Origin of the sequence: Paraburkholderia sp. CNPSo 3274 (assembly GCF_024206475.1) — a bacterium.
GTDB lineage: Bacteria > Pseudomonadota > Gammaproteobacteria > Burkholderiales > Burkholderiaceae > Paraburkholderia.
On the sequence record NZ_JAMBPR010000010.1, the window covers coordinates 49,011 to 62,424 of the forward strand.

Genomic DNA, 13,414 nt, shown 5'->3' on the forward strand with positions numbered 1-13,414 from the left:
CCAAGGATCGCTAGCCTCAGCGCAGCACGCGGGAGCGCAGCAGGTGCGCGACACACGCGCTTTCGCTGACTTCGCGTTCGATCTCGCGCACGTGGCATGACGATGCCCGAGGTCGCGAGTCCTCGCCCGGGTGCTGGAGAAGGTCGCCGGAGCAGGCATCGTGCGTGAGCCACGCGTGCGCCCTCTGGGCGAGTCCGGCGAGCCGTGCGCGTTCCGTGTCATCGAGCATCGCATCGACATATTCGAGCGGGCACAGCGCGCCGACCAGCGTTCTCAGACGCTGCATCAGCACACTGGCGCACGCAACCTGTTGATCCACGACCAGCGACTCAAATCGCGTGGCGCCGATCGTGGCTTCGAACGTGTCGATATCGACGCAGGCGCGTCGCCGCAGTTTTCCGAGCGTTTCGCCCCCGTGCGGCACGGGCTGGGCGAGACGGCGCGCAACCGCGTCGAGATACGCGGCTGTGCCCTCCAGCGCGCGCGCCGCGCTGCTGCCGAGCCGATGGCGCTCGCGGTCGGGCCACGCGAAGAGGCTGACGACGAAGCCGACGAGCACACCCGCCACGCTGAGCTCGGCCCGCGCGATAGCCAGCGCCCAGGGCGCCCCGGCGGGTATGCCGAGATGCGCGACCAGGATGAAGTGCGAGGTCAGGAACAGGATGTATGAGAAGTAGCTCACTGCGCGCGCCGCCAACGTTCCGGTGGCGAGCGGGAGCACAACGAGCGCGAGCAGCAGCGGGTCGTGAACCAGAAACGACAGCGCCGTGGCCAGCACTGCGCCAAGCAGCGTCCCGCCGATGCGCAGCCCGGACACCTTCACCGTTTGCGAAAGTGTGGGCTGAAGGATGAACATCGTGGTGAGCGCCAGCCAGTAACCCTGTTGCAGGCCCGAGAGGCGTGCGAAGGTAACCGCGAGCATGGCTGCAACGGACAGGCGCGTAGCGTACCGGGCGTACGCATTGCGGGCGGCGAGTTCCGCGATCCGCGCGGTCAAACGGCCAGGGCGTGGACGCTCGGGCGGCGCCCCGCGTGCGCCTGCTGCGACTACCCGCGCAGCATGCATGCGCACGTCGCGAGCGAGCAGAACGGCGAGGCGCTCAAGGAGATCGAGATTGGCCCGCAGCCATGTCAATCCCTCGCCGGGCCCGTGGGTCGACAGCCAGGCCGGCTCGCAGGCACGCAAGGTTTGTTGCACGCGCGCCAGGCGCTGCTCGACGACGCCCGGCAATGCGCCAGGACCGTCGCGCAAGCGTGCCGCACTCGCGTCGATCTGCAAGGCGAGCTCGACGTAGCCGGGCGCGAGGAGGCTCGCTGCTACACGCCGGGCGGCATCGTGGCCGCCGGCGAGGAGCGTTTCCAGGCCCGCGAGCAGGGCTATCGCCTGCTCCGCGTCGTCGACCCACCGCGTGCACGCCGAAGGCGCCTCGCCGCAGCAGTTTGCGATGGCCGCCGTCATCGCATCGAGCTTCGTGCGCAGCTCGGCGCGCCCTTGTTCGAGCCGCGCCCGGTTGCCATGGGCTGCATGTCCGAGGCGGTTGACGAGCAAAGACATCGCATGAAGATACGCGAGCGTTGCCTGCTGCGTGCGCTTCTCGCCACTGGTTTGCCAGAGGCTGCACCCCGCGACCGTCGCCCATACGCTTCCGATCAGATAGAAGCCGGCGTAACGCGTCGCGGCGTCGAGGCCATGCGCCGGGAAACATGCGGCTACCGAGCAGGCTGTCGCCGTCAGCAGGCCTCGCATTCCCGACGCCGGGCCTCGCGCGCGCACGCAGGCGCCCGCGTAGGCAACCGCGCCGACCACGGCAGTCGAGAGCATGGGCAGCGCGTGAGCCGCGATCGCGCAGGCCGACGCGAGCGCGCCGGCCACTCCGAACAGGAGTCCTTTGTAATGGCGTTCGAAGCCTGGGCGGCCGGGCTCATCCGCGAGGCACGTCCAGAACGCGGCGATCGCCGACCAGCACAGGAGCGGCATGTGCAGCACGACGGCCAGCACGGCGGGCACGACGCAGATCACGCCGCCCCGCAAGGCGTCCGCCATGGGTAGCCGGTGGCGGCCGTGGTGCCAGAAACGCAGCAGCTGGTCGCGGGCGCTCGCGAAGAGTTGCATTTTGCGCGTCCGGTTATCGTGCCGCGTTCACACGAGGCACGGAAATCACGGTCAGCGACCGGATGCCCTGCGCCCCGCGGATCAGCACGCCCTCGATATCCGCCGTCGCGGACGGGCCGCTCATGAGGCACGCGTAGCGCGCCTCGAAGAACTCCCGGCGGTGATAGGCGTGATGGAGGTTGTCGACGATATCGGACGGATCGACGAGCGCCACGAGATGCTGCGAGAGATAGCCGAGCGCATTGACGCGATACTCGTGCTCGCTCAGCCAGATCGAGCCAGTCTCCGCGACTGCGAAGGCGGGACGGACGATGCCCACGTCCACATCTTCGAGATCGTGTGGACGCTCGACGTCCTCGATTTGGCGGGTGCCCTCGACTTCGGGCACGGCCGAGCAGACCACGCGCGCCTGCGGGAAGCGCGAACGGATCAGGGCTTCGAGATCGCCGCTGGCGGGTGCATCGCACCAGGTGCCGCCAAGGCGCGCGAGCGACTTCTTGAACGTCTCGAGCGTGGGCGGCAGATGCTGGTCGAACAACGGCACTTCCGGCAGTGGACGCGGCGCGGGCGCCACTTCGCGAAGACGGGAGAGAATCAGGTCACGGCTGCTCATTTCTTGTTCCTCTTCAGGTACCAGTCACGGAAGGTTTCGGTCGGCGCTTCGGGCACCTCGCGTTGCTTGCCCCATTCGTTGAGCGGGTTGTAAAGAACGACGCGCGGCAGCGTGGAAACGGCCTTGTTGGCGGTTTTGACGGCGGCGCGGTAGAGCTTCGGATGCGACAGCACCTGGCCCGCAACCTTCATCGCTTCCTGCTTGACGAATGGGAGCTCGTGCTTTTCGGCGATGATCTGCCGCCACTTGTAGATCTGTTCGTGAATGTTGATCTTCACCGGACAGACGTTGGTGCAGCTGCCGTTCATGGTGGAGGCGAATGGCAGCGAGCTGTACTTCTTCAGGTCGTAAGTCGGGTTGATGATGGCGCCGATCGGACCGGAGTACACGCCGCCGTAGCTCAAGCCGCTGCTGCGCCGGTACACCGGGCAGGTGTTCATGCACGCGCCGCACCGGATGCACTTGAGCGAGTACCAGAAGTCGTCCATCGCAAGGCGTTCGGACCGGCCGTTGTCGACCAGCACGAAGTGCATCTCGCCGCCCTCGCGCGGCCCGCGGAAATGCGACGTGTACTGGGTGATGGGCGAGCCGAGCGCGTTGCGCGACAGCATCCGGATAAAGAGGCCCAGGTGCTCCAGCTTCGGAATGAGCTTCTCGATACCGATGGAGGCGATATGCAGCGACGGCACGTTCGCGCTCAGGTCGGCGTTGCCCTCGTTCGTGCAGACCGTGATGCCGCCGGTTTCGGCCACGGCGAAATTGCAGCCGGTCATGCCGGCGTCCGCGTTCAGGAAGAGCGGGCGCGTGGCGTTGCGCTGGGCTTCGGCGAGCTTCGGAATGTCGGTTTCGTTCGGGTCCGTGCCGAGCTTGTCGGCGAAGATCTTCGCGACGTCCGTCGCGAGCTTATGGACGGCCGGTACGACGATATGCGAAGGCATTTCGTCGTCGAGCTGCTGGATCTGCTCTCCGAGGTCGGTTTCCACGACGGTGATGCCGCGCTCCTCGAGATACGGGCGCATCTCGCACTCTTCGGTCAGCATCGATTTGCTCTTCACGAGAACCCGGGCGCTACGGCCGCTCAGGATCTCGTACACGATGCGATTGTGCTCCTCGGCATCCTTCGCCCAGTGAACCGTCACGCCATTGGCGGTGGCGTTGCGCTCGAACTGCTCGAGGTAGTCGGGCAGATGCGTGAGCGTGTGCTCCTTGATCGCCGAGGCGAGCGAACGCATTTCCTCCCACTCGGGAATACCGTGGACTTCGATGTCGCGGGCACTGCGCAAGCCCCACAGGCGCTTGTCGTGGAATTCGATGTGCTTTTCGTCCGCGATGAACTTCTTCGAAAAACCCACATGATCGACGCGTTTCATGCTCGTGCTCCGTTCAGGATCTGGGCGATATGGATGAACTTCAGGCCGAGTCCGAGGCGGTCTGCGCAGCCCTTCTGGTGCATCAGGCAGGAGGAGTCGGCCGAGACGATGTACTCGGCGCCGTTGCGCTTGTGATCGCGCACCTTGTCAGCGCCCATGCGGGCCGACACGGGCGCCTCCGAGACACAGAACGTGCCGCCGAAACCGCAGCATTCGTCGGGCCGGTCCGGCTTGATGAACTCGATGCCTTTGACGCCGTTCAGGAGCGTCATCGGCTTCGAGAAGAACGGCCCCGCGATTTCCGACATGCTTGCCGTCTTCAGGCTGCGCAGCGTGCCGCAGCTGTTGTGCAGCCCCACCTTGTGCGGAAATTCGGCCCAGGGGAATTCGCGCACCTGCAGAACGTCGTGGATGAACTCGACGAGTTCGTAGGTGTTGCGGCGCACCTTTAGCGCGTCGCTGGTCTTATCGGCTGCCGTGAGGTTATCGCGGACATGGTGCACGCAGCTGCCGCTCGGCGCGACGATGTAGTCGTAGCCGGTGAAGTTGCGCACGAAGAGGTTTTCGGTGGCTGCGGCTTGTTTCTCGCAGCCGCTATTGCCCATGGGCTGACCGCAGCAGGTCTGATCGAGCGGATAGTCGACGTCGCAGCCGAGGCGCTCGAGCAGCTCGAGCGTGGCGATGCCGACATCGGGGAAAAATGAGTCGATGAAGCACGGAATGAACAGGGCGACCTTCATGGCAGCAGTTTCCTCAAACAAGATGGTCGATTCAGTGATAGGCATGGTCGCTGGACACGCGGCCGCGGAATACCGCGTAGGCCACGTAGGTGTAGGCGACGATGATCGGCAGGACGAAGAGACCGGCGCCCCAGAACATGAAGGTCTGGCTGGAGGCCGGTGCGGCCGCCTGGTCGATCGTGAGATCGAACGGAACGACGTACGGCAGATAGGACGCCGCGAGCGTCACGAGGAGCAGCGCGCAACTGAGCGCCGCGAGGACGAACGGCGTGCGTCCCTCGCCACGGCGCGCGGCGAGTGGCAGGCCGATCAGCGTGGCAAGGCTCAGCAACGGCAGAACGAAAAGCGCCGGGTGAAGCTGCCAGCGTGCTTCGATCACGTGATGGTCGAAGAGCGTGGCGGCGAACATCGCCGCGAGAACAAGGACCGTCATCGGCGTCAGGCGGTTCAGAGCCGAACAGCCAAACTGGCGCAGGTCGCTCTCGCCCTTGAGCACCAGCCAGCCGGCCCCGAGGAGGCCATAGCAGAGCACTGCGCCGAGACCGCACCACAACGGGAACGCCGTGGCCCACTCGAAGCCGTTGCCGGCGTAGTGCATGTTCTCGACAGGCACGCCCCTGGCGTAGGCGCCGAGCGCGACGCCCTGCGCGAACGCGGCGAGCAGCGAACCTGCGAACAACAGCAGGTTCCACACCCAGCGCGAACCGTGCGCCTTGTGGCGGAATTCGATCGCAACGCCGCGCATGATGAGGCCGGCCAGCATGGCCGAGAGCGGTGCATAGAGCGCCGGGAGCGCGATCGAATAGATCGCCGGGAACGCCCCGAACAGAATGGTGCCCGCGATCACGAGCCAGGTCCCGTTGCCGTCCCAGACGGGCGAGATGGAGGCGACCATCTGGTCGCGCCGCGCGGCGCTTGCGGCGAAGCCGCTGAGAATCCCGACGCCGAGGTCGAAGCCGTCGAGCACGATGTAGGCGGCGAGGGCGAAGGCGAGTTCGACCAGCCAGAACCAGTCAAGCATGATTTTCTCCTGATCAGTGGTTGGACGACGAGGTGCGCGACGAGGCGTGCACGGTGCTCGTCTGCAAGCGCGGCTCGTACGTCTGCGGAATGACGTGCCCGTTCCAGACGGTGAGCACCTTGCCGCTGAAAACGCCGCCGCGAATGATGCGCAGGATGTAGTGGACGCCGAAGCAGAAGATGAAGCCGTAGACGGCCACGTACATGATCAGCGACGCGAGGGCGAAGTGAGCCGAGAGTCCAGGCGTCATTGCGTCCGCAGTGCGAAGCACGCCCCAGACCGTCCAGGGTTGCCGGCCGACTTCAGCGGTGAACCAGCCGGTGAGGACGGCGGCGAAGCCAAGCGGGAAGCTGAGGGCGACTGGCCACAGAAGCCACTTGCGTTCCTCCAGCTTGCCGCGCCGCGCCATATATGTGCCGATCCAGGCGAGGGCCAGCATCAGCATCCCGCAACCCACCATGATCCGGAATGCGAAGAAGGGAACGAGGATCGGCGGGCGATCGGCGAGGGGGAAGTCCTTGAGGCCGACTTCGCGCGAATCGAGCGTGCTGGAGGCGATGAGACTGCCCAGCACCGGAATCTTCCATTCGTAGCGATTGCGTTCGGCCTTGACGTCGGGCACCGCGAAGATCACTTCGGCAGCCGGCTGTTCGTCGACCCAGCGGCCTTCGACGGCCGCGAACTTCACGGGCTGGTCGTCATGGATGTAGTCGCCCGTCAGGTGGCCGAAGAGGATCTGCAGCGGCACGAGCACGGCGGCAAGCCCAAGTGCCATGCGGAACATGACGGTGGCCTCCACGCGGCTCGTATCCTTGAGCAGGAACCAGGCGCCGACGGCCGCGACGCAGAACGCCGTGGTGAGATAGGCCGCGAGCAGCATATGCGGAAAGCGAACCCAGACGACGCTGTTGAAGACGATGGCGGCCCAGTCGGTGGGCACGTAGACCCCGTTCTGCACGACATAGCCCACCGGATGCTGCATCCACGAGTTATTGACGAGGATCCAGAACGCCGAGAGCGTCGTTCCGAGTGCGACGAGCATGCACGACATCAGATAGAACCAAGGCTTGACGCGGTTGCGTCCGAACAGCATCACGCCAAAAAAGGTGGCTTCGAGCGCGAACGCAGTGAAAGACTCGTAGCTGAGCAGTGGCCCCTGAATCGGACCGCTTGCACGCGACAGCTCGCTCCAGTTGGTGCCGAACTGGAACGCCATGACGATGCCGGAAACGACGCCCATGCCGAACGCGACGCCGAAAATCTTCAACCAGAACTCGAACACGCGCCGGTAGACCGGGTTGCCGGTCGCGAGCCGCATGGCTTCGAGCACGGACAACCAGGCGGCGAGGCCGATGGTGAAGGACGGAAAGATGATGTGAAACGAAACCGTCGCGGCGAACTGTATCCGCGATAGCAGGAGTGCAGAGGTTTCCACGTGCTTGCTCCAGTCAGGTGGGGTTGGCGGGAGTTTGGGTCTCGCGTATTGCTGGCCGGTTGCGATTCGGCGCAAGCGCATTACATCCGTAACTGCAGGTGTAGCAAACCACGGTCGTAGTCAACGTGGCGCGGAGCCGCCTCGCGCACGCGAACGCCCTTTGCAGTGTGTGGGCCAGTTGTCAGGCGGCGCAAGGGCAGACGCAGGTTACAGGCGTAACGGAGAACCCGACCCTTGCAACGCATGCGAAACAACGCAGACCTATTATTCACGGGCATTGACCGACGAAGCCACTGCAAACCGTCGGCCGTACACGCTGAATGTCTATGAAAAGTGAAGGGAAAACCCCAAAGCCGCGCTCCCACGCCGCGCCGCGTCTGCGGCGGGCGCTGAGTCTGCATGAAATCGCCGTCCTGCTGCTGCTTGCGTCTGCACCTGTCGAGGCAACGGCAGGCACGCCCGATTATTTCGCGCTGCAGAACGCCGGGCTGGTGGATATCGTGGATACGCGCTTTGCGCTGAGCGACTCGGGCAGGGCGCTACTCCAATTGCTCGATGGCGACTGAATCGTTGTCAGTCCGCGTCTCCAGCCCCGTATCGGTGCCAGGTCCGGCCCCAGGGCGTCAACATCATCAGAAAGTAATGACCGTGCGCAGTCCCGCCACGGCCTCATTGCCAAGGCGGGCGCCATTGTTGTTCGGATCAGGAATCCCGCCACCAGCGTTGTCGAGAAAAACCCGGCGCCCTCCTGTGAAATCTTCGTCGACGAGGTGAAAGTGCCGTTTTATTTCGCGCCTCTCGTGGGCGGATGCGGTCTTGCCGTGGCCGTGTATGCCGCGGTGGAAATCTCGCGCAAGTCGCGCGGTAAGGCTGTCACCGATGATGCGTTGCCGCTGAACAAGCCGGCCAACAAGGCGTTGCGCGACACGTGGCGTATGGCGCCGCTCGACGAGCTGCCGCCGCAGCAGCACATGACGTTGTCGACGCGCGTATGGACGGGCGTGCTGCGCACCTACCTCATCGTCGCGTTTGGGCTTGTCATCGTGAAGGTCGTGCAGATGGCCATTCACTGAAGGGAATAGGGCAGGCGCACGCCTGCCCCAAGTTGCGAACGCGCCGATATCACGCTATCGCAACCCATGACGGCCTCGCGCACTAGCGACCGTCGAGCTTGAACACCTCCACGGAGTCGCGCAGTGCCTGGGCCTGTTCAGCCATCGATTGCGCGGCCGCAGCGGCCTCTTCAACGAGCGCTGCGTTCTGTTGCGTCACCTGATCCATCTGGCTGACAGCCTGGTTGACCTGTTCAATGCCCGTGCTTTGCTCGTGCGACGCCGCCGAGATTTCGCTCATGATGGCCGTCACCCGTTTGACGGACTGAACGACTTCCTGGATTGTGTTGCCGGCTTTGTCAACCAGTTGCGAACCGACACCCACGCGCTCCACCGATGCGCCGATGAGTTGCCTGACCTCGCGAGCGGCCGTCGCGCTGCGTTGCGCGAGCGTGCGGACCTCGCCGGCCACCACGGCAAAGCCGCGACCCTGCTCGCCCGCCCTGGCCGCCTCGACTGCTGCATTGAGCGCGAGGATGTTGGTCTGAAACGCGATGCCCTCGATCACGCTGACGATATGGGCGACCTTGGCGGAACTGTCGGAGATCTCGCGCATGGTCTCGACCACGCGGCCAACCTCTTCTCCGCCGCGCTCTGCGACCGCCGATGCGCTGCTTGCCAGCGCGCTGGCCTGGTGAGCATTGTCCTCGTTCTGCCGGACCGTCGCGGTCAGCTCTTCCATACTCGATGCCGTTTCCTCGAGCGAGGCGGCTTGCTCTTCCGTACGCTGCGACAAGTCGGTGTTTCCTGCCGCTACCTGCCCGGTGGCGGCCGCGATGGACAAGCCTGCTTGCTTGACTCCGCCGACGAGCGTCGCCAGCTTGCTGACTGCACTGTTCACCGACTGGCCCAGGTCGCCGAGTTCGTCGTTGCTTTTCACGTCTATCTGGATACGCAGGTCACCCAGCGCCAAGGCATGCGCACCGTCGACCACCCGCTGCAAGGGGCGAACGATAGAACGCGTCACCGCCGTGCACAGTACCAATGCCACGACGAACGCGAGTGCGGCCGCGCCCCACAGGATGGCGCGCGCCATGTCATACGCGTCGCTGGTGCTTTTCGCGGCGCTGTCCATCAAGCCCTGGGCCAAATTCAGAAACTCATCTTGCTGCTGCAAAAAGGCGACTCGCGGCGACCTTGCCTTCGTGAGCGCCGCGCGCGCCGCCACAAGATCGTGCGCCGCCAATTGGGCAAACACGGGCTTCGTTGCTTCCCGATACAGCTCACGCGCCTGCATAAGGCGGTCAAAGCTAGCGTGGCCGGAGGCCGTCGTGAGCAGACTAGGGATGGCTTGATAGATCGGGGTGAGCTGATCGCCAATTTCCTGCGCCTGTTCGAGCGCCGCTTGTTGAGCTTCAGGTGTGGGTTCGTCGAGCGCTGTGTAAAGCAAGACCGTCCGTTTGAGCGTCGCTTCTCGAATCGAGTTCACCAGTTTCAGCTCTTGGGCGCGAATGTTGACGATGGTTTGCGTCGTTGCGCTCATGCGCGCCATCTGCGCGGTGGCTGTCACGCAGATCGCAAACAGAAAAGCCAGAACCACACCGAATGTGGCCATTAGTCGTGCACCAATCTTGAGCTTCATGCTTCATCACCTGTTTGAGTTCGCGAGTGAATTGGCGGGGCTTATGGCGCGGTCCCCGGCCTTACGTCGGCGTGCACCACGAAAGGAGCGCACACGTTGATGGTGCGTTCACGCACGACGCGTGGTGCGATGACGCTTGCCGCGAAAATGATTCGCATCTGCGTGACGTATTTCGGATTTCGGCTCAGGTCGGTCGGCGTTAATGGCGCTAATTGCAAGGGAGTTTTCGACGAAATGGGCTTCTTGCTCGCGTGACTTTGTGCTATTTGCTTCATTCGCCGATGTGTACTCGCGCTTCCAGCGTTGGCCGGCCGCGGAACGCCCGCAACAAAAAAGGAGTTTTGCGGCAGGAGGTGTATGCGCGTCCGGCCCACGGGTGACAGCATAGCTTTGGCGCCAGGTGTTCGCCGCCGCCTTTGCGCCGCCTGGTTTGCGCCGATAAGGCGGATAGTTGTCGCCGTAGGGGAAGCAATGCGAGCTTGGAGGACGCATGAGATGAACTACTATGCAGCGGTTCGAGCCTTTCTGCTGGTTTCCGAGCTGGGCAGCTTCAATCTCGCTGCACAGCGGCTGTCCATCGAGGCTTCCACGGTCTCACGCTACATCGCTAACCTCGAGAGTGATCTGGGTATCGTCCTCTTCTATCGTTCCGCGCGGGGCGTCGAACTGACCGACAGTGGCGCCATGTTCAGAGAACGAGTGAATGTTGCCTTTCGGGCCGTCGGCGAGGCGCGTCGCGCTGTTTCAGATCGTGCGCGGTGATAGGGATGGAAGTCGAGCCTGCGTAGCTGACCGGTCAGATCTGCCTTCGGAGAAAATCAGCTTTGCAAAAAAGGGATAGCTTCGGCGTGCGCGGCGTCGTACACTCGGCTCGCAAGGCACCGCCGGTAGGCCGCTATCGCTCGTTTAAGACGGTAGCTGCGTTACGCCTGCCCCGGTGCGCTCTGTTTTCTGGACGCCGATCTGATGGACTATTTTTCCGCGATGCGGGCGTTTCGCTACGCAGCCGAACTGGGCAGCCTGAGTCAGGCTGCCGCGAAGCTCGGTGTCAAAACCTCCACCGTTTCCCGTTGCATCACCGACCTCGAACAGGATCTGGCGGTCGCGCTCTTCAACCGGTCCACACGCGGCCTGGTCCTGACCGAGGGCGGCCGTGTGTTCTACGAGCAGGCGCTGCAGGTGTTGAATAGCCTCGATGAGGCACGGGCGGTCACGGCGGCCTTGAACAGCTCGCCGCGCGGCCTCTTGCGTGTGACCATGCCTACTGCGTTCGGCAGGCGCCATGTCATTCGTCATCTGCCCGAGTTCATGGAGCGTTTCCCCAAGATCGACGTCGACGCCGTGATGACCGACGACGTCGTCAAGATCATTGACTCAGGCATCGATCTGGCGATCCGGATCGGCGCATTGCCCGACTCGCAGCTCATGGCGCGCCGGCTGGCGCAGCACCGCCGCATCGTCTGCGCGAGTCCGCAGTACGTGGCGCGGTATGGCGCGCCGGCTTCTCCCGAGGAGCTGTCGACGCACGTGACGTTGCGCTTTCCGCTAGCCGCGGACGACCGCTGGATCTTCGTCGACCGGTCCGCCGGACCCGACGCCAGTCAAATCGCAGTTCGCATCGATGGCCGAATCCGCGCAGACGACACGGACTCGCTGCTCGACCTCGCCGTCGCCGGTTGCGGCGTCGCCCTGCTGCCAACCTGGGCAATCGGCGAGGCGGTGCAAGCCGGGCAGCTGGTGAGATTGCTGCCGGAATGGGAGGTCCAACCCACGCCCGCAGTGCCCGCTATCTGGGCGGTCTATCCGCCCAAGAAGACAGTGTCGACGAAGGTTCGCGCCTTCATCGACTTCTATGCGGAGTTATTCAGCAAGGAAAGCTACTGGGAGCATTGAGCCCCGCCGCCACGCTCGGGCGGTGGTTCATTGCATCGGCGGTGCACCGAAGGACCCGGCAGCGTTGAATGGGCCTCGTCACATGCGTCTTCGCGACTTGCTCGCGCGACGTCATTCCTGGGCGAAGACCTGCAGTCCCCCCCGATCTGCTGAGCCTGATAGCCGCCGCCGATCATCGATTCTGATGTTCGGTTGGCGCTCAACACGACGGCCGCGCCGCGCGCGGACAGGCTGCGGTACGCGTGCCTGGTGCTGCGCAGCGTGCAACCAAGTGATGCGCTCGAACTGGCCTTGGCAGAACGCGATCCTGACAAAGCGTAACGCCGGCTCGCCCGTGGCCTTATCCCCTTTGCGCAAAGCTGATTTTTCTTCGCCGCGGTTCTGGCCGGCCGTCAACCTTCCTATAGTGACGTTGACGCTGCGTTCTTCTGTCGCACACCGGACGCGGCGCGCTGTGTCCCGAACCGTAGTTCAACGTTACTTAGGGTGCCTACCATGCTCGACAAAACCGCAGTTTCTACCGTTCGTCTCGATGACGAGGCCGCAACGCGTGACGCCGAATACTTCGAATACACCAGCTCGGCCAACCCGATCGGCGCGAAGCTGATCTCGCGCGTGCCATATCATTCGTTCCTCTCGGAGCTCTACGACAGCGGCTCGACGCGTATCGTGCCGCTCGATCTCTCGAAGGCACTGGGCGTCGATTACCCGGCAACGGGCCCCGGCCTGCTGGCGAATTTCCTGCGTATCGAAGCGGGCGAGAAGCTTTCGGTCAATCCGAACGCCACGTCGCAGGTCTTTTATGTGCTGGAAGGCAGTGGCACGTTCTCGCAGGGCGACTCGGCGTTCAGCTTTGGCACCGGCGACTTCTTCGCGGTGCCCGGCGGTGACGAGGCTGTGCTGGCCGCGGATGCCACGGCGCGCATCTACTACGTCAACGATGGCCCGCTGCTCAGCTACCTGGGAACCCGCGTGTCGCGCCAACGCTTCACGCCCACGCTCTATCCGGCTGCGCGCGCAAAGGCTGAACTCGACAAGGTCGCGGCAGCCCCCGGCGCAAGCCAGCGCAACCGCATCAGCGTGCTGCTCGGGAACGCCAATTTCCCGCAGACGCGCACGGTTACGCACTCGATGTGGGCCATGTTCGGCGTGGTTGCGCCGCAATCCATGCAAAAGCCGCACCGCCATCAGTCGATCGCACTCGACTTCATTCCGGATTGCAAGCCGGGTGTCTACACGCTGGTTGGCACGGAAGTCGACGAGGAAGGCAACATCATCGATCCGGTACGCGTTGACTGGAAGCCGGGGATGGCATTCGTCACGCCTCCGGGGTACTGGCATGCGCACTTCAACGAGTCGGACGAAGTCGCCTACGTCATTCCGCTTCAGGATGCCGGTCTGCAGACCTACCTGCGCTCGCTCGACATTCGCTTTGCGCGCTAAGGCGTGACGCAAGCGGACGAGATGTTCGGCGCGCCGTTGAAAGCAGCCGCGCGAGCAGCGGTTGCGCGGCGCGCCCGCCTTGCGTGGCTCGT

At 64.1% G+C, this 13,414-nt stretch carries 12 protein-coding genes; 5 read left to right on the forward strand and 7 right to left on the reverse strand.

Annotation, left to right across the window (positions count from 1 at the left end; translation table 11 throughout):
* Positions 1-16 precede the first annotated feature (16 nt).
* The 6 genes from M3I54_RS08905 to M3I54_RS08930 are packed head-to-tail and all read right to left on the reverse strand — an operon-like array spanning position 17 to position 7,292.
* A complete protein-coding gene (locus M3I54_RS08905; RefSeq protein WP_254334860.1) occupies positions 17-2,113 on the reverse strand; it encodes an FUSC family protein in 2,097 nt (698 codons plus the stop codon).
* 13 nt (positions 2,114-2,126) lie between these two features.
* On the reverse strand, positions 2,127-2,726 hold the full coding sequence (locus M3I54_RS08910; protein WP_254334862.1) for an LUD domain-containing protein: 600 nt from the start codon (positions 2,724-2,726) through the stop codon (positions 2,127-2,129).
* A complete protein-coding gene (locus tag M3I54_RS08915; RefSeq protein ID WP_254334864.1) occupies positions 2,723-4,096 on the reverse strand; it encodes a lactate utilization protein B in 1,374 nt (457 codons plus the stop codon). The genes M3I54_RS08910 and M3I54_RS08915 overlap by 4 nt, the downstream gene beginning before the upstream one ends.
* Positions 4,093-4,836 carry a (Fe-S)-binding protein gene (locus tag M3I54_RS08920; RefSeq protein WP_254334866.1) on the reverse strand — a complete coding sequence of 248 codons (744 nt, stop codon included), beginning with the start codon at positions 4,834-4,836 and terminating at the stop codon, positions 4,093-4,095. The genes M3I54_RS08915 and M3I54_RS08920 overlap by 4 nt, the downstream gene beginning before the upstream one ends.
* 31 nt (positions 4,837-4,867) lie before the next feature.
* Positions 4,868-5,857, reverse strand: a complete 990-nt coding sequence (gene cydB, locus M3I54_RS08925; protein WP_254334868.1) for a cytochrome d ubiquinol oxidase subunit II — start codon at positions 5,855-5,857, stop codon at positions 4,868-4,870.
* A 13-nt stretch (positions 5,858-5,870) separates the two neighbouring features.
* Complete coding sequence (locus M3I54_RS08930) at positions 5,871-7,292, reverse strand: cytochrome ubiquinol oxidase subunit I (RefSeq protein WP_254334870.1); 1,422 nt, start codon at positions 7,290-7,292, stop codon at positions 5,871-5,873.
* Between the two features lie 326 nt (positions 7,293-7,618).
* Between M3I54_RS08930 and M3I54_RS08935 the strand changes: the two genes are divergently transcribed.
* Both M3I54_RS08935 and M3I54_RS08940 read left to right on the forward strand, forming a co-directional pair.
* Positions 7,619-7,858 (forward strand): hypothetical protein, encoded by a 240-nt coding sequence (locus M3I54_RS08935; protein WP_254334872.1) that lies wholly within the window; start codon positions 7,619-7,621, stop codon positions 7,856-7,858.
* 210 nt (positions 7,859-8,068) lie between these two features.
* The gene (locus M3I54_RS08940) at positions 8,069-8,365 is read left to right on the forward strand and encodes a hypothetical protein (protein WP_254334873.1); all 297 of its coding nucleotides are present in this window, start codon (positions 8,069-8,071) and stop codon (positions 8,363-8,365) included.
* Between the two features lie 82 nt (positions 8,366-8,447).
* Here the strand turns inward: M3I54_RS08940 and M3I54_RS08945 are convergent, their stop codons facing one another.
* Complete coding sequence (locus M3I54_RS08945; RefSeq protein ID WP_254334877.1) at positions 8,448-9,986, reverse strand: methyl-accepting chemotaxis protein; 1,539 nt, start codon at positions 9,984-9,986, stop codon at positions 8,448-8,450.
* A 495-nt stretch (positions 9,987-10,481) separates the two neighbouring features.
* On the opposite strand from M3I54_RS08945, the gene M3I54_RS08950 reads away from it, so the two are divergent.
* The 3 genes from M3I54_RS08950 to M3I54_RS08960 all read left to right on the forward strand — a co-directional run bounded on the left by M3I54_RS08950 (position 10,482) and on the right by M3I54_RS08960 (position 13,322).
* Positions 10,482-10,748, forward strand: coding sequence for a LysR family transcriptional regulator (locus M3I54_RS08950; protein ID WP_254317428.1), 267 nt, complete (start codon positions 10,482-10,484; stop codon positions 10,746-10,748).
* Positions 10,749-10,952: 204 nt separating this feature from the next.
* Positions 10,953-11,879, forward strand: coding sequence for a LysR family transcriptional regulator (locus M3I54_RS08955; RefSeq protein WP_254334878.1), 927 nt, complete (start codon positions 10,953-10,955; stop codon positions 11,877-11,879).
* Positions 11,880-12,374: 495 nt separating this feature from the next.
* A complete protein-coding gene (locus tag M3I54_RS08960) occupies positions 12,375-13,322 on the forward strand; it encodes a cupin domain-containing protein (RefSeq protein ID WP_254334879.1) in 948 nt (315 codons plus the stop codon).
* Positions 13,323-13,414 lie beyond the last annotated feature (92 nt).

What these genes read in the sequence shown, in the direction of transcription:
- M3I54_RS08935 (WP_254334872.1), top strand. Translation starts at nt 7,619, where the DNA reads ATGAAAAGTGAAGGGAAAACCCCAAAGCCGCGCTCCCACGCCGCGCCG.
- M3I54_RS08950 (WP_254317428.1), top strand. Translation starts at nt 10,482, where the DNA reads ATGAACTACTATGCAGCGGTTCGAGCCTTTCTGCTGGTTTCCGAGCTG.
- M3I54_RS08920 (WP_254334866.1), bottom strand. Translation starts at nt 4,836, where the DNA reads ATGAAGGTCGCCCTGTTCATTCCGTGCTTCATCGACTCATTTTTCCCC.
- M3I54_RS08955 (WP_254334878.1), top strand. Translation starts at nt 10,953, where the DNA reads ATGGACTATTTTTCCGCGATGCGGGCGTTTCGCTACGCAGCCGAACTG.
- M3I54_RS08905 (WP_254334860.1), bottom strand. Translation starts at nt 2,113, where the DNA reads ATGCAACTCTTCGCGAGCGCCCGCGACCAGCTGCTGCGTTTCTGGCAC.
- M3I54_RS08945 (WP_254334877.1), bottom strand. Translation starts at nt 9,986, where the DNA reads ATGAAGCTCAAGATTGGTGCACGACTAATGGCCACATTCGGTGTGGTT.
- cydB (WP_254334868.1), bottom strand. Translation starts at nt 5,857, where the DNA reads ATGCTTGACTGGTTCTGGCTGGTCGAACTCGCCTTCGCCCTCGCCGCC.
- M3I54_RS08915 (WP_254334864.1), bottom strand. Translation starts at nt 4,096, where the DNA reads ATGAAACGCGTCGATCATGTGGGTTTTTCGAAGAAGTTCATCGCGGAC.
- M3I54_RS08910 (WP_254334862.1), bottom strand. Translation starts at nt 2,726, where the DNA reads ATGAGCAGCCGTGACCTGATTCTCTCCCGTCTTCGCGAAGTGGCGCCC.
- M3I54_RS08960 (WP_254334879.1), top strand. Translation starts at nt 12,375, where the DNA reads ATGCTCGACAAAACCGCAGTTTCTACCGTTCGTCTCGATGACGAGGCC.